Source organism: Pseudomonas sp. P97.38 (genome assembly GCF_001269745.1).
Taxonomy (GTDB): Bacteria; Pseudomonadota; Gammaproteobacteria; order Pseudomonadales; family Pseudomonadaceae; genus Aquipseudomonas; species Aquipseudomonas chlororaphis_E.
The window spans coordinates 245,018-270,112 of sequence record NZ_LHVJ01000015.1; the positions used below are offsets into that span (position 1 = coordinate 245,018).

A 25,095-nucleotide genomic window follows, 5' to 3' on the forward strand; every position below is an offset into this window, starting at 1 on the left:
GTCTGTGCAGCCCTCGATCTGCTGCACATCGGACGCCTTGATGCCGCCCTCCCCGAAGTAACAGGCTGCGGTGTACAATCGGCGCTTTCATACCCTCTGTTCGATCTGCGAAGGATTTCCCGGATGTTGCCGCGCTTGCCTGCCGTCGCCCGCTGCCTGTCTCTAGCCGCCCTGTGTATGGCCGGCCCCGTTGCAGCACTGGAGCTGCCTTTGCCACCGCCGGGTGAAGACATCATCGGCCAGGTGCAAGTCATCAAGGCCAAGTACGAAGACACCTTCGCCGACCTGGGCACCACCTATGACCTGGGCTACACCGAGATGGTCGCGGCCAACCCGGGCGTCGACCCCTGGTTGCCGGGCGCGGGCACCGAGATCGTGCTGCCGACCCGCTTCATCCTGCCGCCGGGGCCGCGCGAGGGGATCGTGATCAACCTGGCCGAGTACCGCCTCTACTACTTCCCCAAGGGCCGGAACGTGGTCTACACCTTCCCGCTGGGGATCGGCCGTGAAGGCTGGGGCTCGCCGATCGCCCACACCAGCATCATTGCCAAGACGCCTAACCCGACATGGACCCCGCCAGCCTCGATCAAGGCCGAGCACGCCGCCGATGGCGACCCGCTGCCGAATGTGGTGCCGGCCGGCCCGGATAACCCGCTGGGGCCTTTCAAGTTCACCCTGGGCACCCCGGGCTACCTGATCCATGGTTCGAACAAGAAATTCGGCATCGGCATGCGTACCAGCCACGGTTGCTTCCGGATGTTCAACAACAACGTCCTGGAAATGGCCGGCATGGTGCCGGTGGGCACGTCGGTGCGGATCATCAACGACCCCTACAAACTGGGCTTGAGCGGCGGCAAGGTCTACCTCGAAGCCCACACGCCGCTGGATGACAACGGCAACCCGTCGGTGGTGGACAAGCACACGGCGGTGATCAACGCGATGCTCAAGCGCGAAGACATCACCAGCAACCTGCGCATGAACTGGGATGTGGTGCGGGACGTGGTGGCGGCCGAAGATGGCCTGCCGGTGGAGATCGCCGTGCCGAGCACGTCGGCCCCGATGGTCTCGAGTGCACCGATCGACCTGCAGCAGTAATAACGCTCCAAGGCAACCCGCCGACGTCTCGCGAGGTCGGCGGGTTTTTTATTGCCCGGAAAAAACACCGGGCAATAAAAAAGCCGACCCATGAATGGGTCGGCTCGATAACAATCCCGAAGGACTATTACTTGCGGCTAGCTTTGTCCAGCATGCGCAGAGCACGCTCGTTAGCTTCGTCAGCAGTCTGTTGTGCTTTTTGAGCAGCAGCCAGAGCTTCATCAGCTTTACGGTAAGCTTCGTCTGCACGAGCTTGGGCGCGAGCGGCTGCGTCTTCGGTAGCAGTCAGACGTGCTTCGGTTTCTTTCGATGCGCTGCTGCAACCGGTAGCCAGAACTGCGGCCAGGGCCAAAGCAGAGAATTTCAGAACGTTGTTCATCGTGTTCCCCTTCAAGGACTTTCTATTAGTGACTGTCTCCCCAGACTGAGGAGTTAGCCGGCGTACATACTACCCATTACTTGTAGTAAGTAAACTGACGTAACGCAAGAAGCAAAAAAATTGTAGGCGGTGATTCTTTTTCGAGCAACTTTTCTATGCGCTGTTGAACAAGCACCAGCGCCAAGCCCCAGACTGGAGTGCCTAGATGAAGAAAAGTTCCGCGCCGGGATCAACTCCCCAAAGGCCCGCTAACGTCGTTGTTGATTGATTCGCCTAGACTTTTGTACATTTTTTGCGCAATGTCCCAGGCATCTTTATTGGGTCTTGGCGGTGACTTTAACTACCGGCGCTCGTCTCAAGACTCAACAACTGGCGATGTTCAGCTATTGCACCGCGACACCGACTTCAGCACGGCGATGGCGCCCGGTCGATAAAACCGACGAGGTTACCCCTTCGATGACAGGTGTGTCTTGAGCATTTGCGTCATTGGTGCCTACTATTCACGACGTGCTCGGGTTTGAGCGGATCGGTTTTGGCGCTCGGTGACCAGGAAGGCACGGGGTGGCGTAGATGTTCCTTCGCCGGAAAAACATCGGTAAGGTAGGGGTCAGCATTCAGACCCGCGAGGAGTAGTGATGAGCGAGGCGTTGTCCATCCACCATGACCAGGCTGGTCATCAATTCGAGACCACCGTGGACGGTCATCGTGCCTATCTGACCTATATGGACCTGGGCAAGCAGACCCTGGACATCTATCGCACCTTCGTGCCCAACGCCCTGCGCGGCCGGGGCATTGCGGCGGCGTTGACCGAAAAGGCGCTGCAGTACGCCGAAGAGATGGGCTACACGGTGATCCCGTCCTGCTCCTACGTGGAGCGCTACATGGAGCGTCACCAGCGGCACGCGGCGAAGCTTTGACCGAAGACGGATTCCCCAATGAAAAATGCCGGGCTGAAAAGCCCGGCATTTTTTTTGCCTCGATCTTCCTGGCAGGGAAGACGCTCGATCAGCCGCGCTGACGCTTGGGCAGCACGTCCTTGAGTTTGGCGTGCATGCTGCGCAGGGTGTTCTCGGTCGCGCTCCAGTCGATGCAGGCATCGGTGATGGAGACGCCGTACTGCAAGTCGGCGAGGTCTTTCGGGATCGCCTGGCAACCCCAGTTCAGATGGCTTTCGACCATCAGGCCGATGATCGACTGGTTGCCTTCCAGGATCTGGTTGGCCACGTTCTCCATCACCAGCGGTTGCAAGGCCGGGTCTTTGTTGGAGTTGGCGTGGCTGCAGTCGACCATGATGTTCGGCTTGATCTTCGCCTTGTTCAGCGCCTGTTCACACAGCGCGACACTGACCGAGTCGTAGTTCGGCTTGCCGTTGCCACCGCGCAGCACGACGTGACCGTAGGCGTTGCCCTTGGTGGTGACGATCGATACGCCGCCTTCCTGGTTGATGCCCAGGAAGCGGTGAGGGCTGGAAACCGATTGCAAGGCGTTGATGGCCACGGTCAGGCCACCGTCGGTGCCGTTCTTGAAGCCCACCGCCGAGGACAGGCCGGAGGCCATCTCGCGGTGAGTCTGGGATTCGGTGGTGCGCGCACCGATGGCCGACCAGCTGATCAGGTCCTGCAGGTATTGCGGCGAGATCGGGTCCAGCGCTTCGGTGGCGGTGGGCAGGCCCATTTCAGCCAGGTCCAGCAACAATTGACGACCGATGTGCAGGCCGTCCTGGATCTTGAACGAGTCGTCCAGGTACGGGTCGTTGATCAGGCCTTTCCAGCCGACGGTGGTACGCGGCTTCTCGAAATACACCCGCATCACCAGGTACAGGGTATCGGACACTTCCGCCGCCAGGACCTTCAGGCGCTCGGCGTATTCGTGGGCGGCCTTGATGTCATGGATCGAGCAGGGCCCGATGACCACGAACAGGCGATGGTCGCTGCCGTCGAGGATATTACGGATGACTTCCCGGCCCTTGGTCACGGTGCGCAGGGCAGCGTCGCTCAGGGGGATATCGCGCTTGAGCTGGTCAGGCGTGATGAGGGTTTCGTTGGAGGCGACGTTAAGGTCATTGATCGGTAAATCAGCCATCGTGTTACTCGTCAGGTCACGGGTGCCGGCCGCCAGCGATCCCCGCGCGGCGGTGCACAGCGGATTTAAGCGCGTCGGGGAGCCGAACCTTATCGCGTTACGAGGGGGCTCGACAATGGGCAGGGGCCGGTTTGAAGGGGATTTATCCCCGGTGGGATAAGTCCCCGAGTCCCGGGGGGCTGTGCAATGATGTGCAGGGCCGTTTACCAGAGGAGTCGCAAAGATGCAGGCAGGGGTTAAACCGCGGATCGGCATGATCGGCACCGGGGCGATTGGCGGGTTCTATGGCGTGATGCTGGCGCGTGCCGGTTTCGACGTGCACTTCTTGCTGCGCAGTGAGTTCAATGCGGTGGCCGAAGGTGGGTTGCGGGTCGACAGTGCGGTTCATGGCGCATTGGCCCTCAACCCGGTCCAGGCCTACCGCTCGGCGGCCGAGATGCCGCCCTGCGACTGGCTGCTGGTGGGTGCCAAGACCACCAGCAACGCCGAGTTGGCCCCGGTCATCCGCCAGGCGGCTGCGCCCGGGGCAAAGGTCCTGCTATTGCAGAACGGCCTGGATGTCGAGGAGGCGCTGCGCCCCTTGCTGCCCGACTCGCTGCACCTGTTGGGCGGGCTCTGCCTGATCTGTGTTCATCGGGCCGGTCCCGGTGTCATCACTCACCAGGCGCTGGGCGCGGTCAACATCGGTTACCACAGCGGCCCGTGCGGCGATCAGGCTGAACGCATGCTGATTGTCGAAGAGGCCGCGACGCTGTTTCGCCATGCCGGCATCGATGCCCAGGCCATGGCCGACCTGCAACAGGCCCGTTGGCAGAAATTGGTGTGGAACGTGCCCTACAACGGTCTTTCGGTGTTGCTGGGGGCCAGCACCACGCCGTTGATGGCCGATGCCGCCAGTCGCGAGCTGATCCAGGCATTGATGCGCGAAGTGGTGCAGGGGGCCCAGGCCTGCGGCCATCACATCGCACCGGGCTACGCCGACTACCTGTTCACGATGACCGAGAAGATGCCCGACTACTGGCCGAGCATGCACCACGATCATCTGCACAAACGCGCGCTGGAATTGGAGGCGATCTACGCCCGGCCGTTGGCGGCGGCGAAAGCGGCGGGGTGTGCGCTGCCGAAAATCGAAGCCTTGTACCAGGCGTTGGCGTTCATGGATCGGCATAACCGCTGATCGCGGATGGGGGGCGACATGGCAAACAACATTGACGACAAGCTGGTGCTGGCGATTTCATCGCGGGCGTTGTTCGACCTCAGCGAAAGCCACAAAGTGTACCTGTCCAGTGGCGTCGAGGCCTACCGGCAATACCAGATCGAGCACGAAGACGAAGTCCTGGCGCGGGGAGACGCGTTCGCCCTGGTGGAGAAACTGCTGAGCCTCAATGCGCACCTGGGGCGTGCCCGGGTCGAAGTGGTGCTGGTCTCGCGCAACAGTGCCGACACCGGCCTTCGGGTGTTCAACTCGATTGGTCATTATGGCCTGGCGATCTCGCGTGCTGCGTTCGTTGGTGGCCGCAGTCCTTATCCCTACCTGAAGGCGTTCGGTTGCGATCTGTTCTTGTCCACCCATGCCGAAGACGTGCGCAGTGCCCTTGACGCCGGGTTCGCCGCGGCGACCATTCTCTCCGGCGGTGCCAGCCGCGCCGCCAGCGAGGAATTGCGCATCGCGTTCGACGGCGACGCGGTGCTGTTCTCCGATGAGTCGGAGCGCGTCTATCAGACCGGTGGCCTCGAAGCGTTCCAGGCCAGCGAACGGCAGGCGGCCCGCGAGCCATTGCGAGGCGGACCGTTCAAGGGCTTCCTGGCCGCGCTCAATGCCCTGCAACGCGAGTTTCCCGAGGACGCTTGCCCGATTCGCACGGCGCTGGTGACGGCCCGTTCGGCACCGGCTCACGAGCGGGTCATCCGTACCTTGCGTGAGTGGGATATTCGCCTGGACGAGTCGCTGTTCCTTGGCGGCCTGACCAAGTCGGCATTCCTCGAAGCCTTCGCCGCCGACGTGTTTTTCGACGACCAGACAGGCCACTGCGAACTCGCCCGCGAGGTGGTCGCCACGGGGCACGTTCCCCATGGCATCAGTAACGAGGTGAAGCCCTGACGACCGGTTGCCCAGGACGCCAAGCCGCACGTCGTGCTGGCGAAGGCGCTGCTAAGCTCAATCCATCTCCGCCATTCTGGCACGCGAGGAGGTCACATGATCCGTTCGATGCTGTACGCCACAGACCTGGGGCTCTACGCCCCTTATGTGATGCAGCATGCCTTGGCGTTGGCACGGACGTTTAAAGCCGAGTTGTATGTGGTGCATGCGGTAGAGCCGATGGGGTTGTTCGCCGAATCGGTGTTGCAAAGCTATCTCGACGAGCAGGCGCTGAACGAATTTCATCGCCAAGGTCTGAATACGGTGATGGCCAACATTGAGCAACGGGTGCTCGACAGTTTTCGCGAGGAGTTGGGCGAAGGGCAGCAGGACTTGCAACTGATCAAGTCGGTCAGGGTTTTCCAGGGTGATCCTTCCCAGGTCATCCTCGAGCAGGCTGCGAAGCTCTCGGTCGATTTGCTGATCGTCGGCAGTCATTGCCAGGGGGCCAATGGAGAAAGCCCCCTGGGCAGGACTGCCGCCCGGGTATTGCAGTTGTCCCGGGTGCCGGTCTACCTCGTGCCGCTGGTGCAGCGTCGACGCCAGGGAGAGGCTTGAGGCTAAATGATGGCTTTTTATAAAAAGTTCTAGATTTATTGCCAAAACCTTTCATATAGTTATATACCGTCGCTGATGCCCGTGGCGTCCAACTGCTTTGAGGGATACATATGAAGCTTCAACAACTGCGCTACATCTGGGAAGTGGCGCACCACGACCTCAACGTTTCCGCTACTGCCCAGAGCCTGTACACGTCACAACCCGGCATCAGCAAGCAGATCCGCCTGTTGGAAGACGAACTGGGCGTCGAAGTCTTCGCCCGCAGCGGCAAGCACCTGACCCGCGTAACCCCGGCGGGTGAGCGCATCATCACCACGGCCGGCGAGATCCTGCGCAAGGTCGAAAGCATCAAGCAGATCGCCCAGGAGTTCTCCAACGAGAAAAAGGGCACCCTGTCGATCGCCACCACCCACACCCAGGCCCGTTATGCACTGCCGCCGGTGATCAGCAATTTCATCAAGCAATACCCGGACGTGGCGCTGCACATGCACCAGGGCTCGCCGATGCAGATCGCCGAAATGGCCGCCGACGGCACCGTGGATTTCGCCATCGCCACCGAGGCCCTGGAGCTGTTCGGCGACCTGGTGATGATGCCGTGCTACCGCTGGAACCGCTGTGTGGTCGTGCCCCAGGGCCATCCCCTGACCAAGTTGCCGAAGCTGACCCTCGAAGCCCTGGCCGAGTACCCGATCGTGACCTACGTCTTCGGTTTCACCGGTCGTTCGAAGCTCGACGAAGCCTTCAGCCATCGCGGCCTGACCCCCAAGGTGGTGTTCACCGCCGCCGACGCCGACGTGATCAAGACCTACGTGCGCCTCGGCCTGGGCGTGGGCATCGTGGCCAAGATGGCGGTCGACACCAAGCTCGACAATGACCTGGTGGTGCTGGATGCCAGCGAGTTGTTCGAGTCCAGCGTGACCAAGATCGGTTTCCGTCGCGGTACTTTCCTGCGTGGCTTCATGTGCGATTTCATCGAGAAGTTCGCACCGCACCTGACCCGTGAAGTCATGGCCAAGGCCATCCAGTGCCACAACAAGCAGGAACTCGAAGAGCTGTTCGACGGTGTCGAACTGCCCGTGCATTAAGCCAGGTTTCTAGATCGCCTCGGTGACAGCGAACTGTTGCCGGGCGCCCGCCACGACAATCTCCACTTCATCCCCTTCGAACTTGCCCAGTAGGCCCCGGCCCAGCGGCGAGCGAGGGGTGATGACCGTGATCGGCTGGCCCACCAGCGAGACTTTCAACCCTGCCGCATCCGGCCCCAGGAACAGCCACTGCTGGCGGCCGTCTTCATCCTCCAGCCCGATCAACGTACCGACCTCGATCCCGCGCTGCTCGCTGTAGGGCCTGGGCGAAAGGTTCTGGCAAAGGGTGAGGGCCTGGCGGATTTCCTCCACGCGCCTGGCCTGGCCGGCGGCGAGGTAGGCGGCCTCAAGGCCGAGGGTGTCGTATTTGTTCTCGGCGATGTTTTCTTCGTGGGTCGCGGTTTCATACGCGGTCAGGGCCGCGCGTTCGGCGATGTCGAGATCGATCCTGAGCTTGTCCAGGATCAGTTGGTGGACGGTCTGTTTGTTCATGCTCACTCGCAGAATTGCAGCACGTTGGCGCGGCTTTTTTCGCTGGGCGCGTTCTGGTCCTGTTGCAACCAGAACTGGCACTTGGGGTTGGACAGGTTGCGGGGGTTGTTGCGGACCTGGTCCAGCGCTTGCCGCTGCTCGTTGCGTTGCAGGTTCTGCTGGTATTGCTCGAACATTGGCGTGGGCGGTGGCGGGGCCGGTTGCGCCGCCGGTGGTTGCGCCAGTTGATGCACGGCAGCGGCGACCGGCGCCAGGGTTTCACCCAGGAACAATCGCGACATGAGCCAGCCCGTCAGGACAATGGCAAGGAACCCCAGCCACAGGCCAAGGGCAATACTGACGGTCAGTTTCAAGGCTGAAAGACGTGGGGCGGGCGGGTAATCAGACATGGCTGCTTCCTGGCAGGGGCATGGGCAGGCAATGATTGTCGCATGAAGATTAATCGCCGTCGGCTCTTCTGCATGCCTGGTTTATTCGGGACAATCAGGCCTTTGCCACAGAGAGTCGGGAATGACCGTGCGCTGGGATATTTTTTGCACCGTCGTCGATAACTTTGGCGACATTGGCGTCACGTGGCGCCTGGCTCGGCAACTGGTGGCCGAGCATCGATGCGTGGTGCGGCTGTGGGTCGACGACCTGCGGGCGTTCGAGCGGCTGTGCCCGGAGGTCGACACCACATTGTCCGAGCAATGGCAGCAGGGTGTGGAGGTGCGCCACTGGCCGCAGCAATGGCCGACCACCGAAGCCGCCGACGTGGTGATTGCCGCGTTCGCCTGCCAACTGCCAAGTGCCTACATGGACGCGATGGCCGAGCGCCCGACACCGCCGTTGTGGATGAACCTCGACTACCTGAGTGCCGAAGACTGGGTAATCGGTTGCCACGGCTTGCCGTCAGTCAAGTACCACCACGTGCAGAAGTATTTCTTTTTCCCGGGCTTTGCACAGGGCACCGGAGGCTTGTTGCGCGAAGCGGGCCTGCTGGAGCGCCGTCGGCAATTTCAGCAGGATGCCCAGGCGCAGACGCTTTTCCTACAGGGGCTGGGCGTCGAGCGGTCGCCCGATGCGTGCCTGATCTCGCTGTTCGCCTATGAAAACACCGGGCTCGCCAGTTGGTTCGACGCCATGGCCGCCGGTACCCAGGCGTTTCACGTGCTGGTGCCCGAAGGGCGGGTGCTGGGGGATGTCCAGCGCTGGCTCGGGGTCGATGGCCTGGCCGTGGGTGCGGTGCATCGACGCGGCGCCCTGACGGTGCAGGTGCTGCCGTTCATCCGCCAGGACGAATACGATCAACTGTTGTGGTGCTGCGATTTCAATGCCGTGCGTGGCGAAGACTCCTTCGTCCGTGCCCAATGGGCTGGCCGGCCACTGCTCTGGCATATCTACCAGCAGGAAGAAGACGTCCACCTGGAAAAGCTCGAGGCGTTCCTCAGGCTGTACACCCAGGGTCTTTCGGAGGCGGCGCAAAAAGCGATCAGCGGTCTTTGGCGGGCCTGGAATGCCGGCCAGGACATGGCCGAACACTGGCGATCGACCCGCCAACAGCAGCAGGAACTGGCCGAACATGCCCAGGCGTGGTGTCTGGAACAGGCCTCGCGACCCGATCTTGCCGCGGCGCTGGTGAAGTTTTATGGAAATTGGATATGATACGCGGCCTAGATTTTTGTAAATCCCATCCAAATTCGGATATTCGCAATGAAAACTGGTAAAGAACTCAAACCCGGTACCGTGATTCGTATCGACAACGATCCTTGGCTGGTTCAGAAAGCTGAATTCACCAAGTCGGGTCGTAACAGCGCGATCATGAAGACCAAGCTGAAGAACCTGCTGACCGGTTACAAGACCGAAACCGTTTACGGTGCGGACGACAAACTGGACGACGTGATCCTCGACCGCAAGGAAGCGACCCTGTCCTTCATCAGCGGCGACACCTACACGTTCATGGACACCACTGACTACACCATGTACGAGCTGAACGCCGAAGACATCGAAAGCGTTCTGCCATTCGTGGAAGAAGGCATGACCGACGTCTGCGAAGCCGTGTTCTTCGAAGAGCGCCTGGTGTCTGTAGAGCTGCCGACCACCATCGTGCGTCAGGTTGACTACACCGAAGGTTCCGCTCGCGGCGACACTTCCGGCAAGGTCATGAAGCCTGCCAAACTGAAGAACGGTACCGAACTGTCGGTGGCCGACTTCATCGAAATCGGTGACATGATCGAGATCGATACCCGCGAAGGCGGTTCCTACAAAGGCCGCGCCAAATAAGCGAAGCCTTTGCATGAAAAAAGCCCGACCATCGAGTCGGGCTTTTTTATTTCAGGACTACGCAGCAAATCGCCCGTGGCGAGGGAGCAAGCTCCCTCGCCACAAGAGTTTCGGCGTGCAGTCACTTCAAATGCTGTTTCAACTCTTGCGACACTTGCAACATCGCCGAGCGCACCGCTGGCACTTGGCTGACCACGTTGAGCAAACCGTAGTCGTGGATCATGCCGTTGTAGCGCACGGCCGTGACCGGCACTCCGGCGGCGTCCAGTTTGCGCGCATAGGCTTCACCTTCATCACGCAAGACATCGGCCTCGGCGGTCTGGACCAGCGCTGGCGGCAGGCCCTTGAGCTGCGCGGTACTGGCCCGCAACGGCGAGGCATAGATCTCGCTGCGTTGCCCAGCGTCGGTGGTGTAGTTATCCCAGAACCATTTCATCATGTTCTTGCTGAGGAAATGCCCTTCGGCGAACTGGTTGTAGGACGCGGTCTCGAAGCTGGCATCGGTCACTGGCCACAGCAGCGCCTGGAAGCGGATCGCCGGGGTGCCCTTGTCCTTGGCCATCAGGGCCACGACGGCCGCCATGTTGCCACCCACGCTGTTGCCGACCACCGCCAGGCGCTTGCCGTCGACATTGATCTGCTTGCCGTGTTCGGCCACCCATTTCGTCGCGGCGTAGGCCTGGTTGATCGCCACCGGGTAATGCGCCTCGGGTGAAGGCGTGTAGTTGACGAACACCGCGACAGCACCCGAACCCGCCACCAGGTCTCGAACCAGCCGCTCGTGGGTCGGGAAATCGCCCAGTACCCAGCCGCCGCCGTGGAAGAACATGAACACGGGCAACTCACCCTTGACCCCGGCCGGACGAACGATGGTCAGGCTGATCGACTGGCCATCGGCCTGGATGGTTTTCTCACTGACATCAGCCTTGGGCAAGGTCAGCTTGACCCCGGCCTGGGCGCCTACCAGCACGGCGCGAGCGTCCTTGGGCGACAGTTGTTCCAGTGGCTTGCCGGTGCCGGCGTTCAGCGCATCGAGAAATGCCTGGGTGTTGTGTTCCACGATGCCGTTGGCGAAAGCGCTGCTGACGCTGAGGGCGAGGAGGGTACCGGTCAAGGCTTTGCTGAGCGTGTTCATGTGAGAGTCCTTAGGTTCGAATTCGGGAGTGGTGGGTTAAACCGTGACGTGCAGGCGCACATCGACATTGCCGCGGGTGGCGTTGGAGTACGGGCAGACCTGGTGGGCCGCGTCGACCAGCGCATGGGCATCGGCTTGATCAAGGCCCGGCAGGCTGATGTGCAGGTCGATGTCGAGGCCGAAACCGCCGGGGATCTGGCCGATGCCGACATGGGCGGTGATCGAGGCGTCGTCCGGGATCTTGCGCTTGCCCTGGCTGGCGACGAATTTCAGCGCGCCGATGAAGCAGGCCGAGTAGCCGGCGGCGAACAGTTGCTCAGGGTTGGTTGCCGCACCGCCGGCACCGCCGAGTTCCTTGGGGGTGGCGAGCTTGACGTCGAGGATGTTGTCGCTGGAGATCGCGCGGCCGTCACGGCCGCCGGTGGAGGTTGCGATGGCGGTATAGAGCGTTTGCATGGTGAAATCCTCATTTTCTGGTTGATGACTTGCGCTAAATGTTTGTGCGCTAAGTAGGTGTGAAGAGAATGTATAGCGCTAATGTTTTGTGCGCAAGATAAATTTTCGAAAAAGTTTTGGTGAACGGCCTTTCATCAGGCTGAAACTATTGAGTTAGAGCTGTTGAAGGGGGTGAAATTTTTTTGGTGGGGGAGGGTTTTGGTGGCGGGGCTGGCGCTTTCGCGAGCAGGGGGCGGCTGGACGTACGCCTATCCAAGATCCAGGGTGGGAGCGAGCCTGCTCGCGAAACGGTGCGTCAACTATTGAAGTGCTGAATTGGCTCGCTCCACCGGGACGTTCTGATGGCTATAGGGTGTCTTGCAGGTGGCTGCGCAATGCCTGGAGCTCGAGTTGCAGTTTTTTCAACTGCTCCATGGTCTGGCCGCTGGCGGCGAGGATGCATTGGGGGATGCCGAGGGCTTTTTCGCGCAGGGCACGGCCTTGCTCGGTGAGTTCGACGATCACCACCCGCTCATCTTCGCGGCTGCGGGTGCGGCTCAACAGGCCTTCGGCTTCCAGGCGCTTGAGCAGTGGGGTAAGGGAGCCGGGATCGGTGAGCAGGCGGGTGCTGATTTCACCGACAGTCAGGCCATCTTTTTCCCACAGCACCATCATTGCCAGGTATTGCGGATACGTCAGGCCCAGTGCCTGGAGCAGCGGTTTGTAGACCTTGGTCATCATCAAGGAGGTGGAATGCAGGGCGAAGCAGACCTGGTTGTCGAGCAACAGGGCTTCGCAAGCTTCGGGGGTGTCGCGCTGGGTGGTCATGGCAGAACCTTCAAACAGAGATGAGCTGAATCTAGCGGGCGAATCTTTAATGCGCCAGATAATTCTGACGATCTGATCAGATGTTGCGTTCCCTCGCTGGCGGCGACTGCGTAGGATAAGCGCCTTGGTGAAAGGGGAGTCGTCTGTGATCGAGTTTGTGGTGTTTCTGTTGTTCGGTGCCGCGCTGGGCACTTTGGGGGGATTGTTTGGCATCGGTGGCGGGCTGATTGCAATTCCGGTGCTGGGCGTATGGTTCGGGCTTGACCAGCAACTGGCCCAAGGCACGGCGTTGGTCATGGTGGTACCCAATGTCATGCTCGCGCTGTGGCGTTATCACCAGCGCAATCGTATCGAACTGCGCCATGTCCTGCCGTTGGCGTCCATGGGCTTCTGTTTTGCCTGGCTCGGATCGATCTGGGCCGTCGGTATCGATGCCCAGAGCATGCGGATCGGTTTCGTGGCGTTCCTGGTGGCGCTGACGCTCTACAACCTTGCCCGCATGTTCACCGCGACGGCACCGCCTTCGGCCCAGATGCGTCATGGCTGGCCATGGCTCGGTGTATTGGGGGCGGCGTCCGGTGCCATGGGCGGGTTGTTCGGTGTGGGCGGGGCGGTCGTTGCAACGCCGATCCTGACCAGCCTGTTCGGCACCACCCAGGTCGTTGCCCAAGGATTGTCCCTGGCACTGGCCTTGCCCAGCACCGGCGTGACCCTCGCCACGTATGCCTTCCATCACGAGGTGGACTGGAGCATAGGCCTGCCGCTGGCCGTCGGTGGCCTGTTGAGCATCAGTTGGGGCGTGAAGGTGGCCCATGCCTTGCCGGAGCGGCTGCTGCGCGGGCTGTTCTGCGGTTTCCTGGTGCTATGCGCGGTGCTGCTCGCCCTTAAAGTTTGAAGCCTTCGACAATGTGTTCGGCCAGGCACTCGGTGATCGGCGACGGATTGTGCAGGTTGCGGATCAGCATGATGCTGGCCTCGGGCAATTCCGGCAGGTCTTCGGCCTCGCCCAGCACGCGCATGTCCGGGGTCAGCAGGCTTTCCAACTGGGCGGTGATGGCCAGGCCCGCGCCCACCACTGCCATGAGCGCCGACAGGCTCGAACTGTTGTACGCCACGCGATACTCGCGGCCCATGGCATCCAGTGCGTTGCAGGCCCATTGCCGGCAGAAGCAATCGCTGTTGAACATCGCCAGTGGCAACGGCGTTTGTTCGTGAACGTTGAAGCATGCGGCTTCGGCCCAGACAAAACGTTCCTTGCGCAGCAGCTGGCCGATTTCGTCCCCCGGTTTGCGGGTGACGATGGACAGGTCCAGGTCCTGGCGAAGCAACAATTGCTTGGACGACTCGCAGTGCACCTCGATCTCTATCAGGGGATAGAACTGGGCAAAGCGCTGCAGGATCCCCGGTAGGAACCGCATCACGTAGTCGTCCGGCGTGCCAATGCGCACCGTGCCGACCATGTGCGGTTCACGCAGGGTATTGAACACCTCGCTATGCAGCTTGAGGATCCGCCGGGCGTAGCCGAGCAGCACCTGGCCTTCGGCGGTGAGCTTGACCTGGCGCCCGTCACGCTCGAACAGCCGCCGCTGCAGCACATCCTCTTCCAATCGCTTCATCTGCATGCTGACGGCCGATTGGGTGCGATTGACCAATTCGCCGGCGCGGGTGAAACCGCCCTGGTCGGCGATGGCGACGAAGGTGCGCAGCACTTCCGTATCGATGCTCGGGTAACTCGACAATTGATCAATCTCCGAGATGTATTGCATAAAAAACATTCGTTGGATTGATCTTAGCGTTGGCGCGAGACTTGAGCCATCCCCAACGGAGGACATCACGATGAAAGGTCAAAAAGGATATCTACTGGTAGACAAACTCTCCCATGGCTTCTCGCTCAGCGCGCTGATGCACAAGTTTAGCCGCTGGTACGAATTGCACCACGAACGTGAACTGCTGGCCGGCATGAGCGACGAGGCACTCAAGGACATTGGCGTCAGCCGTGCCGACGTGGAACGGGAAGTGGTCCGGCCATTCTGGGATGACCCGATGCACAAATGAGCCATCCTTCCCTACACAAACCCCTTATTGGTGAGGTAGGTTGCGAGCAGACAAGGAGATCTCCATGCCCGCGACGCTGTCCTTTACCCTCAAACAGGCCCGGCGTCTGGCGTTGGCCGCCCAAGGATTCGATGGGCGGTCGCCGCCAGCTTCGGTGCAACCCTCGCGCCTCAATCGCCTGATCGAACGCCTCGGCGTCCTGCAGATCGACTCGGTCAATGCGCTGGTGCGCTCGCACTACCTCCCGCTGTTTTCCCGTCTCGGTACCTACAACCCCGATTTACTCGACCAGGCGGCCTGGAGCCAGGGCCGACGCCGGACGCTGTTCGAGTATTGGGGGCATGAAGCGTCGTTGTTGCCGATGGCGTTGTATCCGCTGATGCGTTGGCGCATGCAGCGTGCCGCCCGTGGCGAGGGGATCTACCAGCAGTTGGCGCGTTTCGGGCAGGAGCGCCAGGATGTGATCCGTCGGGTGCTGGCGTCGGTTCAGGCGCAGGGCGCCGTGGGCGCGGGCAGCTTGTCCACGCGCCAGGAAAAGGCCGGGCCCTGGTGGGACTGGAGCGAGGAGAAGCATGCCCTGGAATGGTTGTTCGCCGCAGGCGAAGTGACGGTGGCGGGGCGGCGAGGCTTCGAGCGGCTCTACGATTTGCCGGAACGGGTGTTGCCCGCCGAAATTCTGCAACAGGCGCCGCCGGACGAGGCCCAGGCCCAACGGGTGCTGCTGATGCACGCCGCCGAAGCCTTGGGCGTGGGCACCGAGAAGGACCTGCGTGACTATTTTCGCCTCGATCCGGCTGACAGTCGCGCACGTCTGGTTGAGCTGGAGGAGGCCGGTGAATTGCTGCGCTGCGAGGTCCAGGGCTGGAAGCAACCGGCCTGGTGCCGTCCCGCAGTGAAAATCCCACGCAAAGTGGCAGCCAGCGCCTTGCTGTCGCCGTTCGATTCGCTGGTCTGGGAACGCAGCCGCACCGAGCGGCTGTTCGACTTCCGCTATCGCCTGGAGATTTACACGCCAGTCCACAAACGAGTGTATGGCTACTACGTCCTGCCATTCCTGCACAACGAGCGCATCGCCGCTCGGGTCGATTTGCGGGCGGAACGGGCCCAGGGGCGGCTGGCGGTGCATGCCGTGTATGAACAGGAGCAGGGGCTGGACGAAGAGGGTGTACACGCGCTGGCGCTGAATCTGCGGCGCATGGCTGATTGGTTGGGCTTGGAGCGGGTGCAGCTTAATTGCCGGCGCGAGGGTGGGGTTCGGCTGGCAGGGACGTTGGCTGGTATCGGCAGTGACTCAACGGGCCTCTTCGCGAGCAAGCCCGCTCCCACAGTTGATCTTCAGTGACACACAACTTGTGATCGACTCGATCCCTGTGGGAGCGGGCTTGCTCGCGAAGGCATTTATTCAGGCGCTACAAAAGCACCTGACTCACCGCTTGACCTGCTTCAACGTCTCGGCAATCAGGAACGCCAGCTCCAACGACTGATCGGCATTCATCCGTGGGTCGCAATGGGTGTGGTAGCGGTCCGACAGCCCATCTTCGGTGATCGGTCGTGCGCCGCCGATGCATTCGGTGACGTTCTGCCCGGTCATCTCGATGTGGATGCCGCCGGCATAGGTGCCTTCGGCCTCGTGGGCCTGGAAGAACTGTTTCACTTCGCCAAGGATCTGCGCGAAGTCCCGGGTCTTGTAGCCGCTGCTGGCCTTGATGGTGTTGCCGTGCATGGGGTCGGAGCTCCACAGCACTTGCCTGCCTTCGCGCTGCACGGCACGCAACAGCGGCGGCAGGTGATCGCCGACCTTGTTGGCGCCCATCCGGGCGATCAGGTTCAGGCGGCCCGGGTCGTTGTCCGGGTTGAGCACGTCGATCAGGCGGATCAGGTCGTCAGGGTCCATGCTCGGCCCCACCTTGACCCCGATCGGGTTGTTCACCCCGCGCAGGAATTCGACGTGGGCGCCGTCCAACTGGCGGGTCCGGTCGCCGATCCAGAGCATGTGCGCCGAGCAGTCGTAGTAGTCGTTGGTCAGGCTGTCGCGCCGCACGAAGGCTTCTTCGTAATTGAGCAGCAGTGCCTCGTGGGCGGTAAAGAAGCTGGTTTCGCGCAGTTGCGGCGAGCTGTCCATGCCGCAGGCGCGCATGAAGGCCAGGGTCTCGTCGATGCGGTCGGCCAGGTGGCTGTACTTTTCCGCCAGGGCCGAATTGGCGATGAAATCCAGGTTCCACTTGTGCACCTGGTGCAGGTCGGCGAAACCGCCCTGGGCGAAGGCGCGGAGCAGGTTCAGGGTGGCCGTGGACTGGTGGTAGGACTGCAGCAGTCGCTCCGGGTCCGGTACGCGGCTTTTTTCGTCGAAGCCGATGCCGTTGACGATGTCGCCCCGGTACGCTGGCAGCGTGACACCGTCGATGGTTTCATCGTTGGCCGAACGCGGCTTGGCGAACTGTCCGGCCATGCGTCCGACCTTGACCACCGGGCAGCCGGCGGCAAAGGTCATGACGATCGCCATTTGCAGCAGGACCTTGAAGGTGTCGCGGATCTTTGCCGCCGAGAACTCGGCAAAGCTCTCGGCGCAATCGCCACCTTGCAGCAAAAACGCCCGGCCCTGGGTCACCTCGGCGAACTGACGGCGCAACTCCCGCGCTTCACCGGCAAACACCAGCGGCGGATAACTGGCCAGGGTCTGCTCCACCCGCGACAGGTGCGCGGCGTCGGGGTAACGGGGTTGTTGCTGGATCGGCAGGGCGCGCCAGCTGTCAGGGCTCCAGGGTTGGCTCATCATGATCTCTAAGGTGGTTTACGCTCGGACGGCCATGTTAGCAGCAAATTAGTGCGTGACCTGTTTGCGTGGCTTCGCGGACAATCACAGCTTTGCCATCGCCCGTGCGGCAGCCATCAGGAGATGAAATGACAGAGGAACGCGTCGAGCATCTGCTCGCCGAGGTGCACGACGAGTTCGGCATGATCCGGGTCTTCGAAGTGGCCGATTACCGGTTTCTGGAGTTCGGCGATGCCATCGAGCAAAGCTGCGTGTTCACGGCCGACCCCAGTTGGCTCGAATACGATTACACCCGCGCCATGCTGATCGGGGCGTTGTGCCATGAGCAACCGGACAGTGCCTTGTTCCTCGGGCTGGGGGCCGGGACGCTGACCCAGGCCTGCCTCAAGTTCCTGCCGCTGGAGGACGTCGAGGCCATCGAGCTGCGTCCCGACGTGCCCCGCCTGGCGATTGAATACCTGGGCCTGGATGACGATCCGCGCCTGTACATCCGCATCGGCGACGCCTTGGAGTTGTTGGAGACCGCCGAGCCGGCGGACCTGATTTTCGTCGACCTTTATACCGACGTCGGCCCTGGCGTCGGGCACCTGGCCTGGGGCTTCCTGGAAAACTGCCAGAAACGCCTCAACCCGGGCGGCTGGCTGGTGATCAACCAATGGGCCACCGACGATGGCAAGCCCTTGGGCGCGGCGTTGTTGCGCGGCTTGTACCACCGGCACTACTGGGAACTGCCGGTGAAGGAGGGCAACGTGATCCTGATCGTCCCGGCGGACCTGGACCAGGCACTGGACATGCAAGGCCTGGTGGCCCGCGCCGAAGGGCTGGCGCCGCGCCTGGGCTATTCGTTGCTGCCGCTTATCAAGGCGATTCGGCCGGCGACTTGAAACGCGGCGGCTCCTGTGGCGAGGGGATGAATCTCCTTGCCACATTACTGAGATGAAGCGTTTCAGCTGGATTAAAAAAAGCTCCCTTTTCGGGCGAATTCCGGTATAGTGCGCGCCGGCCTTTAGCCGGGCCGCGTCAAGGTAGCGCAATTTCGAAGGCAACTTCGGTTGCATGTCCGCACAACGGACATACCCACGACGTTCTTTTTCATTCATTCGTTTTCGCAAATCCCCGCCGACAAAGCTGCCAGGGCGACTCTTGAGTCTCAACACGGCATGCGCAGCTTTGGAGCATGGGTCTTTGCGGATGCACTTAGAGGCAGACCCATGACCCAGGAAATCGGCGGCTTCGCCGCTCTTGAACTTCATCCCAATATTGTCGCTGCAGTAGTCGCTACCGGCTATGAAGAGCCTTCGGCCATTCAGCAGCAGTCGATCCCGATCATCCTCGCCGGTCACGATATGATTGGCCAGGCGCAAACCGGCACGGGTAAGACCGCCGCGTTCGCCCTGCCGATCCTGCACCGCATTGATCCGTCCAAGCGCGAGCCGCAAGCTCTGATCCTGGCCCCAACCCGTGAGTTGGCGCTGCAAGTTGCAACCGCTTTCGAAACCTACGCCAAGCAAATGCCAGGCGTGACTGTTGTGGCTGTCTACGGCGGCGCGCCGATGGGCCCACAACTGAAAGCAATCCGTAATGGCGCACAAATCGTTGTTGCCACCCCTGGCCGTCTGTGCGACCACCTGCGTCGTGACGAGAAAGTCCTCGCCACCGTGAACCACCTGGTTCTCGACGAAGCGGACGAAATGCTCAAGCTGGGCTTCATGGACGACCTGGAAGTCATCTTCAAGGCCATGCCGGAAACCCGTCAGACCGTCCTGTTCTCGGCCACCTTGCCGCAGTCGATCCGTGCGATCGCCGAGCGTCACTTGAAAGACCCGAAGCACGTCAAGATCCAGAGCAAGACCCAGACCGTCACCGCGATCGAGCAGGCTCACCTGCTGGTTCACGCTGACCAGAAGACCTCTGCCGTGCTGAGCCTGCTGGAAGTCGAGGATTTCGACGCCCTGATCATGTTCGTGCGCACCAAGCAAGCGACCCTGGACCTGGCCAGCGCCCTGGAAGCCAAAGGCTACAAGGCTGCCGCGTTGAACGGTGACATTGCCCAGAACCAGCGTGAGCGCGTCATCGACTCCCTCAAGGATGGCCGCCTGGACATCGTCGTGGCGACCGACGTGGCTGCCCGTGGCCTGGACGTTCCGCGCATCACCCACGTGTTCAACGTGGACATGCCGTACGATCCGGAATCCTACGTCCACCGTATCGGCCGTACCGGCCGTGCCGGTCGCGAAGGTCGTGCACTGCTGCTGGTCACCCCGCGTGAGCGCCGCATGCTGCAAGTGATCGAGCGTGTGACCGGCCAGAAAGTGGCCGAGGTTCGCCTGCCGGACGCCCAGGCTGTGCTCGATGCGCGCATCAAGAAGCTGACCAACAGTCTGTCGCCGCTGGTGGCCGAAGCCGAATCGACCCACGGTGATCTGCTCGATCGCCTGACTGCCGACATCGGTTGCACCCCACGTGCCCTGGCTGCTGCCCTGCTGCGCAAGGCCACCAATGGTCAGGCGCTGAACCTGGCGGCCATCGAGAAGGAACGTCCACTGGTGCCGAACAGCGCACCGCGTGGCGACCGTCCTGAGCGCAGTGGCGATCGTCCGGATCGTGGTGACCGTGAGCGTCGTGCACCGATCCCGCTGGCCGAAGGCCGCGCTCGTTGCCGTACCGCCCTGGGCGCCCGTGACGGCATCGCGGCCAAGAACCTGCTGGGTGCCATCCTCAACGAAGGTGGCCTGGCGCGTGAGGCCATCGGTCGCATCCAGGTGCGTGACAGCTTCAGCCTGGTTGAACTGCCGGAAGATGGCCTGGAAAAACTGCTGACCAAGCTCAAGGACACCCGCGTGGCCGGCAAGCAACTCAAGCTGCGTCGCTATCGCGAAGATTGATCGGCCCCAGGGCTGATTGAGCGAAAAAAATCCCCGACTGGTTCGGGGATTTTTTTTGCCTGTTGCCGGGGTAGCGGCGTTCAAGGGCGTTGAGGCCTTCGCGAGCCGGCTCGCCTCCACCGCTGACACATACCCCTGTGGGAGCGAGCTTGCTCGCGAAGGGGGCGACTTGGTCTACCGGTCAGTCAAACCTGTAGATATCCATCCCCAGCGTCCCCATCTCGAACCCTTGGTGGGCAACGCTGAACACGCCTCCCGCCCCTCGGGCGAAATACAGCGGCAACAGGTGTTCATCGCTGGGGTGACTGCGCACGGCATGAGGTGCCTGGCGACGGTAGTCATGCAGCGCGGGCTCGTCGTCGGCTGCCAGTTTCTCGACCATCCAGTCGCGAAAGGCCTGGGCCCAGGGTTCGACGCTTTCAGGGCCAGCGTTCCAGTCCAGGTCGCGCAGGTTATGGGTGATGCTGCCGGAACCGATCAGCAGCACGCCTTGCTGGCGCAGGCTTGCCAACGCCTGGCCGACCCGGGTCTGCAACGCGGGGCCCTGGCGGCTGGGCAGAGACACTTGTACCACCGGGATGTCGGCCTCGGGGTACATCAAGGACAGCGGCACCCAGACGCCATGGTCGGAGGGCCGCTGGGTGTCGAGGCGTGCCGGCAGGTGCGCGGCGTTGAGCAGCTCTGCGACCTGGGCCGCCAACGCCGGGTCGCCTGCTGCCGGGTATTGCACCTGGTACAACGCTGGAGGAAAGCCGCCGAAGTCATGCCAGGTGCGAGGCTGCGGGTTCGCATTGACCAACAGTTCCTCGCTCTCCCAATGGGCGGACACCAGGACGATGGCCTTGGGCCTGGGCAATTGCGCGGCCAGGCGAGCCAATGCCGGGCCGCTGTCGCCGGGCTCCAGCGCGAGCATCGGTGAGCCATGGGAGATAAACAGGCTGGGCAGCATGAGCGAACTCCTGAGCGTTAAGATGCCGTCATCTTCCGTCAGGACTATGATCGGAATCTAAGTTTTAGCCCGTTTTGATCGAATTTCTGGAGGGAAACATGGAGCCCGAGTTTTGGCACAAGCGTTGGTCATCGAACCAGATCGGCTTTCACTCGCCGCAGGTGAACCCCTATCTGCAACGTTTCTGGCCGCAACTGGGGGTGGCTCAGGGCAGTCGGGTGCTGGTGCCGTTGTGCGGTAAGACCCTGGATCTGATCTGGCTCGCCCAGCAAGGGTATTCGGTGCTGGGGGTGGAGTTGTCGGAAAAGGCCGCGACTGATTTTTTCCTTGAGCATCAGCTTGAGCCGAGCGTGAGCGAGGAGGGCGCATTCAAGGTCTTTCGTGCCGCCGATATCGAGATTCGCTGCGGTGATTTCTTCGCCCTGGAGCCAGGCGATGTGGCTGACTGTTCGGCGTTGTACGATCGCGCGGCGTTGATCGCCTTGCCTGTGCCGATGCGAGAACAGTATGCGGCTCACCTGCAGAGCATGTTGCCCCGCAGCGTTGGCCTGTTGATTACCCTCGATTACAACCAGGATGAAATGCCTGGCCCACCGTTCTCAGTGGACGATGACGAGGTGCAGCGGTTGCTGGGAGGCGCCTGGCAGTTGGAGGTCTTGCAGGTGGAGGATGTGCTGGGGGAGAGTTGGAAGTTTTTGCAGGCGGGTGTAACGAGGCTGGACGAGCGGGTGTATCGGATTTCCAGTCGTTGAAGCGCGGGTGAGCGCCCCAAAAGGACGCTCCGCATTCAGCCTTGGGACACATAGAGTCCCAGGCTGCGTTCCCACGCAGCGCGTGGGAACGATCATGCTCAGCCGCGACGGCGCAGGGCTTCGATCCGCTCTTCCAGAGGCGGGTGGCTCATGAACATGCGCGCCAGGCCCTGCTTGATGCCACCGTTGATGCCAAAGGCGTTCAGGGTGTCGGGCATGTGTACCGGCAAGCCTTGTTCGGCTCGCAGGCGTTGCAGGGCGCCGATCATGGCACCGGTGCCGGCCAGGCGTGCACCGGCGTCGTCGGCGCGGAACTCGCGCTTGCGCGAGAACCACATGACAATGGCGCTGGCGAGGATACCCAGGACCAGCTCGGCAAAGATGGTCGCGATGTAGTAGGCCATGCCCTGGCCTTCTTCGTTCTTGAAGATCACCTTGTCGACGAAATTACCGATGATCCGGGCAAAGAACATCACGAAGGTGTTCACCACGCCCTGGATCAACGCCAGGGTCACCATGTCGCCGTTGGCGACGTGGCCGATCTCGTGGGCCAGCACGGCCCTGACTTCGTCGGGTGTAAACCGCTCGAGCAAACCCTGGCTGACGGCGACCAGGGCGTCGTTCTTGTTCCAGCCAGTGGCGAAGGCGTTGGCCTCGTAGGCGGGGAAGATCCCGACCTCGGGCATCTTGATACCGGCTTCGCGGGACAGCTGCTCGACGGTCTGCAGCAGCCATTGTTCATGGCGAGTGCGCGGCTGAGTGATGATCTGGGTGCCCGTGCTCATCTTCGCCATCCACTTGGAGATGAACAGCGAGAACAGGGAACCGGCGAAACCGAACACCGCACAGAAGATCAGCAGCTGATTGAGGTTGAGGTCAACCCCATTGGCCGCCATGAACCCGTTGAAGCCGAAAAGGCTCAGGGTGATGCTGGCAATCAGCACGACCGCCAGGTTAGTGGCCAAGAACAGCAGGATGCGCATCATGGTGGTGGAATTCTCCTCATGCTTAAGATGTAGCGTCATGCGGGGTATATAAGGTGCTGCCGCAGGCGATTCAACTGAGCGACTATTTCAAACTGTGTCCTACAGGCGTCCTAAATGATTGAAAGACTTTTCTGAAAGTGACGAGGGAAAAAAAATGGGGCGCCAGCCCCCGTGAACGTTGAACGGGAGTGCGCGCCGGCCATCCAGCCTTGAGTGTAGAAGGCCAGCCGGCGTCATCGGAACGGATATGTTGCTGAATCAGACAGCGTGCGAGGCAAGGAGGCCTCGCACGCTGTCTGGCTTATTGACGGTAGGACTTGAGGAAGTTGCCGATCCGGCCGATGGCCTGGTCGAGGTCATCGACCCGCGGCAGGGTCACGACACGGAAGTGATCCGGCCACGGCCAGTTGAAGGCCGTGCCCTGGACCACCAGCAGCTTTTCCGACAGCAGCAGGTCGAGGACGAACTTTTCGTCGTTGTGGATCGGGCAGACTTTCGGGTCGATCCGTGGGAAGGCATACAGCGCGCCCATCGGCTTGACGCAACTGACGCCGGGAATGTCGTTGAGCAGCTCCCAGGTACGATTGCGCTGTTCCAGCAAGCGGCCCGGGGGCAATACCAGGTCGTTGATGCTCTGGTAGCCCCCCAGTGCCGTCTGGATTGCGTGCTGGCTCGGCACGTTGGCGCACAGGCGCATGTTGGCCAGCATGTCGATGCCTTCGATGTAGCTCTGGGCGTGATGCTTGGGCCCGGAGATGGCGATCCAGCCGGAACGGAAGCCGGCGACCCGGTACGACTTGGACAGGCCGTTGAAGGTCAGGCACAGCAGGTCCGGTGCCAGGGACGCGGTGCAAACGTGCACGGCATCGTCGTAGAGGATCTTGTCGTAGATTTCATCGGAGAACACCACCAGGTTGTGCTGGCGGGCCAGCTCCAGCATGCCCAGCAGCACTTCCCTGGAATACACGGCGCCGGTCGGGTTGTTCGGGTTGATGATCACCAGGGCCTTGGTGTTCGGTGTGATCTTGGCCTTGATGTCCGAAAGGTCGGGGAACCAGTTGGCCTGCTCGTCGCAGAGGTAATGCACCGGGTTGCCTCCGGAGAGGCTCACGGCGGCGGTCCACAGCGGGTAGTCCGGCGCCGGCACCAGCACTTCGTCGCCGTTGTTGAGCAGCGCCTGCATCGACATGACGATCAGCTCGGAGACGCCGTTGCCCAGGTAGATGTCTTCGATGCCGACACCTTCGACCTGCTTCTGCTGGTAGTACTGCATCACGGCCTTGCGGGCGCTGAACAGGCCTTTGGAATCGCTGTAGCCCTGGGCGGTCGGCAGGTTGCGGATGACGTCCTGAAGGATTTCATCGGGCGCTTCGAAACCAAAGGGCGCCGGGTTGCCGATGTTCAGCTTGAGGATGCGATGGCCTTCCTCTTCCAGGCGCTTGGCGTGCTTGAGCACCGGGCCGCGAATGTCGTAGCAGACGTTGGCGAGCTTGTTCGATTTGCTGACCTGCATGGCGATGTGTTCCTGAAAATGAACGATCCAGGCGGTGAGTGAACTACCGTACTGGGGATCCTGCGCCTGTGCCCAGGCCTGACGCGGTATGGGCGTCACAATCCGTTTGAATGCGCATGGCGTGACTGCCAGACTGGCGTCTGACGAGGCGCAATCATACGTGCCGCCCGATCCGCGGAAAAGCGTCGGATCGGGCTTTTTCAATTGCCGAGGTAGGACGATGGAAAAGTTGGAGAAAACCCTTGAAGAATGGCGTGCCATGCTCGACCCGGAGCAGTACAACGTCTGCCGCCTGAAAGGCACCGAGCGGCCGTTCTCCGGTCGATACAACACCACCAAGACCGACGGCGTGTACCACTGCATCTGCTGCAACGAACCGTTGTTCGATTCGCAGACCAAGTTCGATTCCGGCTGTGGCTGGCCGAGCTTCTATGCGCCGATAGAGGGGAGCGCGGTGGTGGAAGTGCGGGATATCAGCCACGGCATGATCCGCACCGAGGTCGTCTGTGCCAAATGCGACGCACACCTGGGCCATGTCTTTCCCGACGGGCCGCCGCCCACGGGCCTGCGCTATTGCATCAACTCGGTGTGCCTGGATCTCGTTCCCCGTTAGGCGACGCCTCGGATAGGCCCTGGCGCGGCTGTCACCCGTGGTGAGGGAGCTTGCTCCCGCTGGGTGGCGCAGCCACCC

At 61.6% G+C, this 25,095-nt stretch carries 26 protein-coding genes and 1 pseudogene; 15 read left to right on the plus strand and 12 right to left on the minus strand.

Annotated features, from left to right (window positions below; genetic code table 11):
* Positions 1–123 precede the first annotated feature (123 nt).
* On the plus strand, positions 124–1,095 hold the full coding sequence (locus AD664_RS11325) for a L,D-transpeptidase family protein (protein ID WP_042728325.1): 972 nt from the start codon (positions 124–126) through the stop codon (positions 1,093–1,095).
* Positions 1,096–1,222: 127 nt separating this feature from the next.
* Here the strand turns inward: AD664_RS11325 and oprI are convergent, their stop codons facing one another.
* Complete coding sequence (gene oprI, locus AD664_RS11330; RefSeq protein WP_025113130.1) at positions 1,223–1,474, minus strand: outer membrane lipoprotei OprI; 252 nt, start codon at positions 1,472–1,474, stop codon at positions 1,223–1,225.
* 635 nt (positions 1,475–2,109) lie between these two features.
* On the opposite strand from oprI, the gene AD664_RS11335 reads away from it, so the two are divergent.
* A complete protein-coding gene (locus AD664_RS11335; RefSeq protein ID WP_042728324.1) occupies positions 2,110–2,391 on the plus strand; it encodes a GNAT family N-acetyltransferase in 282 nt (93 codons plus the stop codon).
* 88 nt (positions 2,392–2,479) lie between these two features.
* On the opposite strand, the gene AD664_RS11340 is transcribed toward AD664_RS11335, so the two are convergent.
* Positions 2,480–3,556: a 3-deoxy-7-phosphoheptulonate synthase gene (locus AD664_RS11340; protein WP_047737531.1), complete on the minus strand. Its 1,077-nt coding sequence runs from the start codon at positions 3,554–3,556 to the stop codon at positions 2,480–2,482.
* A gap of 223 nt (positions 3,557–3,779) precedes the next feature.
* Here AD664_RS11340 and AD664_RS11345 point away from each other — a divergent pair, with 223 nt between their 5' ends.
* The 4 genes from AD664_RS11345 (at position 3,780) to cysB (ending at position 7,339) form a co-directional block, all read left to right on the plus strand.
* On the plus strand, positions 3,780–4,733 hold the full coding sequence (locus AD664_RS11345; protein ID WP_053146598.1) for a putative 2-dehydropantoate 2-reductase: 954 nt from the start codon (positions 3,780–3,782) through the stop codon (positions 4,731–4,733).
* Between the two features lie 18 nt (positions 4,734–4,751).
* Positions 4,752–5,657 carry a 5'-nucleotidase gene (locus AD664_RS11350; RefSeq protein WP_053147059.1) on the plus strand — a complete coding sequence of 302 codons (906 nt, stop codon included), beginning with the start codon at positions 4,752–4,754 and terminating at the stop codon, positions 5,655–5,657.
* 96 nt (positions 5,658–5,753) lie between these two features.
* On the plus strand, positions 5,754–6,254 hold the full coding sequence (locus AD664_RS11355) for a universal stress protein (protein WP_042728320.1): 501 nt from the start codon (positions 5,754–5,756) through the stop codon (positions 6,252–6,254).
* A gap of 110 nt (positions 6,255–6,364) precedes the next feature.
* A complete protein-coding gene (gene cysB / locus AD664_RS11360) occupies positions 6,365–7,339 on the plus strand; it encodes an HTH-type transcriptional regulator CysB (RefSeq protein ID WP_003183769.1) in 975 nt (324 codons plus the stop codon).
* Between the two features lie 9 nt (positions 7,340–7,348).
* On the opposite strand, the gene AD664_RS11365 is transcribed toward cysB, so the two are convergent.
* Both AD664_RS11365 and AD664_RS11370 read right to left on the minus strand, forming a co-directional pair.
* Positions 7,349–7,831 carry a GreA/GreB family elongation factor gene (locus tag AD664_RS11365; RefSeq protein ID WP_053146601.1) on the minus strand — a complete coding sequence of 161 codons (483 nt, stop codon included), beginning with the start codon at positions 7,829–7,831 and terminating at the stop codon, positions 7,349–7,351.
* 2 nt (positions 7,832–7,833) lie between these two features.
* Entirely contained in the window at positions 7,834–8,220 is a 387-nt protein-coding gene (locus AD664_RS11370) for a hypothetical protein (RefSeq protein ID WP_042728318.1), read from the minus strand.
* A 121-nt stretch (positions 8,221–8,341) separates the two neighbouring features.
* Between AD664_RS11370 and earP the strand changes: the two genes are divergently transcribed.
* Together earP and AD664_RS11380 are read left to right on the plus strand one after the other, a co-directional pair.
* On the plus strand, positions 8,342–9,475 hold the full coding sequence (earP, locus tag AD664_RS11375; protein ID WP_053146603.1) for an elongation factor P maturation arginine rhamnosyltransferase EarP: 1,134 nt from the start codon (positions 8,342–8,344) through the stop codon (positions 9,473–9,475).
* 48 nt (positions 9,476–9,523) lie between these two features.
* Entirely contained in the window at positions 9,524–10,093 is a 570-nt protein-coding gene (locus tag AD664_RS11380; RefSeq protein WP_003226785.1) for an elongation factor P, read from the plus strand.
* Positions 10,094–10,214: 121 nt separating this feature from the next.
* Here AD664_RS11380 and AD664_RS11385 read toward each other — a convergent pair whose 3' ends face one another.
* The 3 genes from AD664_RS11385 to AD664_RS11395 form a co-directional block, all read right to left on the minus strand.
* On the minus strand, positions 10,215–11,228 hold the full coding sequence (locus AD664_RS11385; protein WP_042728316.1) for an alpha/beta hydrolase: 1,014 nt from the start codon (positions 11,226–11,228) through the stop codon (positions 10,215–10,217).
* 36 nt (positions 11,229–11,264) lie between these two features.
* Positions 11,265–11,684, minus strand: a complete 420-nt coding sequence (locus AD664_RS11390) for an organic hydroperoxide resistance protein (RefSeq protein ID WP_053146608.1) — start codon at positions 11,682–11,684, stop codon at positions 11,265–11,267.
* Positions 11,685–12,029: 345 nt separating this feature from the next.
* Positions 12,030–12,491, minus strand: a complete 462-nt coding sequence (locus AD664_RS11395) for a MarR family winged helix-turn-helix transcriptional regulator (protein ID WP_042728314.1) — start codon at positions 12,489–12,491, stop codon at positions 12,030–12,032.
* A 145-nt stretch (positions 12,492–12,636) separates the two neighbouring features.
* On the opposite strand from AD664_RS11395, the gene AD664_RS11400 reads away from it, so the two are divergent.
* Positions 12,637–13,386: a sulfite exporter TauE/SafE family protein gene (locus tag AD664_RS11400; RefSeq protein ID WP_042728313.1), complete on the plus strand. Its 750-nt coding sequence runs from the start codon at positions 12,637–12,639 to the stop codon at positions 13,384–13,386.
* On the opposite strand, the gene AD664_RS11405 is transcribed toward AD664_RS11400, so the two are convergent.
* Positions 13,376–14,230: a LysR substrate-binding domain-containing protein gene (locus AD664_RS11405; RefSeq protein WP_172679721.1), complete on the minus strand. Its 855-nt coding sequence runs from the start codon at positions 14,228–14,230 to the stop codon at positions 13,376–13,378. The two genes, AD664_RS11400 and AD664_RS11405, sit on opposite strands and share 11 nt — an antisense overlap.
* Positions 14,231–14,327: 97 nt before the next feature.
* Here AD664_RS11405 and AD664_RS11410 point away from each other — a divergent pair, with 97 nt between their 5' ends.
* A complete protein-coding gene (locus AD664_RS11410) occupies positions 14,328–14,546 on the plus strand; it encodes a DUF1127 domain-containing protein (RefSeq protein ID WP_042728311.1) in 219 nt (72 codons plus the stop codon).
* A gap of 64 nt (positions 14,547–14,610) precedes the next feature.
* Positions 14,611–15,888 carry a winged helix-turn-helix domain-containing protein gene (locus tag AD664_RS11415; protein ID WP_053146610.1) on the plus strand — a complete coding sequence of 426 codons (1,278 nt, stop codon included), beginning with the start codon at positions 14,611–14,613 and terminating at the stop codon, positions 15,886–15,888.
* Positions 15,889–15,972: 84 nt separating this feature from the next.
* On the opposite strand, the gene AD664_RS11420 is transcribed toward AD664_RS11415, so the two are convergent.
* Positions 15,973–17,319, minus strand: coding sequence for a class II 3-deoxy-7-phosphoheptulonate synthase (locus AD664_RS11420; protein WP_053146611.1), 1,347 nt, complete (start codon positions 17,317–17,319; stop codon positions 15,973–15,975).
* 128 nt (positions 17,320–17,447) lie between these two features.
* On the opposite strand from AD664_RS11420, the gene AD664_RS11425 reads away from it, so the two are divergent.
* Positions 17,448–18,203, plus strand: coding sequence for a spermidine synthase (locus AD664_RS11425; protein ID WP_053146612.1), 756 nt, complete (start codon positions 17,448–17,450; stop codon positions 18,201–18,203).
* Positions 18,204–18,496: 293 nt separating this feature from the next.
* Positions 18,497–20,204 (plus strand): annotated as a pseudogene (locus tag AD664_RS11430) (DEAD/DEAH box helicase).
* A gap of 181 nt (positions 20,205–20,385) precedes the next feature.
* Here AD664_RS11430 and AD664_RS11435 read toward each other — a convergent pair.
* The gene (locus AD664_RS11435) at positions 20,386–21,153 is read right to left on the minus strand and encodes a class III extradiol ring-cleavage dioxygenase (RefSeq protein WP_053146618.1); all 768 of its coding nucleotides are present in this window, start codon (positions 21,151–21,153) and stop codon (positions 20,386–20,388) included.
* A 98-nt stretch (positions 21,154–21,251) separates the two neighbouring features.
* Here AD664_RS11435 and AD664_RS11440 point away from each other — a divergent pair, with 98 nt between their 5' ends.
* Complete coding sequence (locus tag AD664_RS11440) at positions 21,252–21,905, plus strand: thiopurine S-methyltransferase (protein WP_053146620.1); 654 nt, start codon at positions 21,252–21,254, stop codon at positions 21,903–21,905.
* Between the two features lie 98 nt (positions 21,906–22,003).
* Here AD664_RS11440 and htpX read toward each other — a convergent pair whose 3' ends face one another.
* Both htpX and AD664_RS11450 read right to left on the minus strand, forming a co-directional pair.
* Positions 22,004–22,891: a protease HtpX gene (gene htpX, locus AD664_RS11445; protein WP_042730445.1), complete on the minus strand. Its 888-nt coding sequence runs from the start codon at positions 22,889–22,891 to the stop codon at positions 22,004–22,006.
* Positions 22,892–23,192: 301 nt separating this feature from the next.
* On the minus strand, positions 23,193–24,404 hold the full coding sequence (locus AD664_RS11450) for a pyridoxal phosphate-dependent aminotransferase (protein ID WP_047737504.1): 1,212 nt from the start codon (positions 24,402–24,404) through the stop codon (positions 23,193–23,195).
* A 220-nt stretch (positions 24,405–24,624) separates the two neighbouring features.
* On the opposite strand from AD664_RS11450, the gene msrB reads away from it, so the two are divergent.
* Positions 24,625–25,017 carry a peptide-methionine (R)-S-oxide reductase MsrB gene (gene msrB / locus AD664_RS11455; RefSeq protein ID WP_053146622.1) on the plus strand — a complete coding sequence of 131 codons (393 nt, stop codon included), beginning with the start codon at positions 24,625–24,627 and terminating at the stop codon, positions 25,015–25,017.
* Positions 25,018–25,095 lie beyond the last annotated feature (78 nt).

What these genes read in the sequence shown, in the direction of transcription:
- AD664_RS11325 (WP_042728325.1), top strand. Translation starts at nt 124, where the DNA reads ATGTTGCCGCGCTTGCCTGCCGTCGCCCGCTGCCTGTCTCTAGCCGCC.
- oprI (WP_025113130.1), bottom strand. Translation starts at nt 1,474, where the DNA reads ATGAACAACGTTCTGAAATTCTCTGCTTTGGCCCTGGCCGCAGTTCTG.
- AD664_RS11335 (WP_042728324.1), top strand. Translation starts at nt 2,110, where the DNA reads ATGAGCGAGGCGTTGTCCATCCACCATGACCAGGCTGGTCATCAATTC.
- AD664_RS11340 (WP_047737531.1), bottom strand. Translation starts at nt 3,556, where the DNA reads ATGGCTGATTTACCGATCAATGACCTTAACGTCGCCTCCAACGAAACC.
- AD664_RS11345 (WP_053146598.1), top strand. Translation starts at nt 3,780, where the DNA reads ATGCAGGCAGGGGTTAAACCGCGGATCGGCATGATCGGCACCGGGGCG.
- AD664_RS11350 (WP_053147059.1), top strand. Translation starts at nt 4,752, where the DNA reads ATGGCAAACAACATTGACGACAAGCTGGTGCTGGCGATTTCATCGCGG.
- AD664_RS11355 (WP_042728320.1), top strand. Translation starts at nt 5,754, where the DNA reads ATGATCCGTTCGATGCTGTACGCCACAGACCTGGGGCTCTACGCCCCT.
- cysB (WP_003183769.1), top strand. Translation starts at nt 6,365, where the DNA reads ATGAAGCTTCAACAACTGCGCTACATCTGGGAAGTGGCGCACCACGAC.
- AD664_RS11365 (WP_053146601.1), bottom strand. Translation starts at nt 7,831, where the DNA reads ATGAACAAACAGACCGTCCACCAACTGATCCTGGACAAGCTCAGGATC.
- AD664_RS11370 (WP_042728318.1), bottom strand. Translation starts at nt 8,220, where the DNA reads ATGTCTGATTACCCGCCCGCCCCACGTCTTTCAGCCTTGAAACTGACC.
- earP (WP_053146603.1), top strand. Translation starts at nt 8,342, where the DNA reads ATGACCGTGCGCTGGGATATTTTTTGCACCGTCGTCGATAACTTTGGC.
- AD664_RS11380 (WP_003226785.1), top strand. Translation starts at nt 9,524, where the DNA reads ATGAAAACTGGTAAAGAACTCAAACCCGGTACCGTGATTCGTATCGAC.
- AD664_RS11385 (WP_042728316.1), bottom strand. Translation starts at nt 11,228, where the DNA reads ATGAACACGCTCAGCAAAGCCTTGACCGGTACCCTCCTCGCCCTCAGC.
- AD664_RS11390 (WP_053146608.1), bottom strand. Translation starts at nt 11,684, where the DNA reads ATGCAAACGCTCTATACCGCCATCGCAACCTCCACCGGCGGCCGTGAC.
- AD664_RS11395 (WP_042728314.1), bottom strand. Translation starts at nt 12,491, where the DNA reads ATGACCACCCAGCGCGACACCCCCGAAGCTTGCGAAGCCCTGTTGCTC.
- AD664_RS11410 (WP_042728311.1), top strand. Translation starts at nt 14,328, where the DNA reads ATGAAAGGTCAAAAAGGATATCTACTGGTAGACAAACTCTCCCATGGC.
- AD664_RS11415 (WP_053146610.1), top strand. Translation starts at nt 14,611, where the DNA reads ATGCCCGCGACGCTGTCCTTTACCCTCAAACAGGCCCGGCGTCTGGCG.
- AD664_RS11420 (WP_053146611.1), bottom strand. Translation starts at nt 17,319, where the DNA reads ATGAGCCAACCCTGGAGCCCTGACAGCTGGCGCGCCCTGCCGATCCAG.
- AD664_RS11425 (WP_053146612.1), top strand. Translation starts at nt 17,448, where the DNA reads ATGACAGAGGAACGCGTCGAGCATCTGCTCGCCGAGGTGCACGACGAG.
- AD664_RS11435 (WP_053146618.1), bottom strand. Translation starts at nt 21,153, where the DNA reads ATGCTGCCCAGCCTGTTTATCTCCCATGGCTCACCGATGCTCGCGCTG.
- AD664_RS11440 (WP_053146620.1), top strand. Translation starts at nt 21,252, where the DNA reads ATGGAGCCCGAGTTTTGGCACAAGCGTTGGTCATCGAACCAGATCGGC.
- htpX (WP_042730445.1), bottom strand. Translation starts at nt 22,891, where the DNA reads ATGATGCGCATCCTGCTGTTCTTGGCCACTAACCTGGCGGTCGTGCTG.
- AD664_RS11450 (WP_047737504.1), bottom strand. Translation starts at nt 24,404, where the DNA reads ATGCAGGTCAGCAAATCGAACAAGCTCGCCAACGTCTGCTACGACATT.
- msrB (WP_053146622.1), top strand. Translation starts at nt 24,625, where the DNA reads ATGGAAAAGTTGGAGAAAACCCTTGAAGAATGGCGTGCCATGCTCGAC.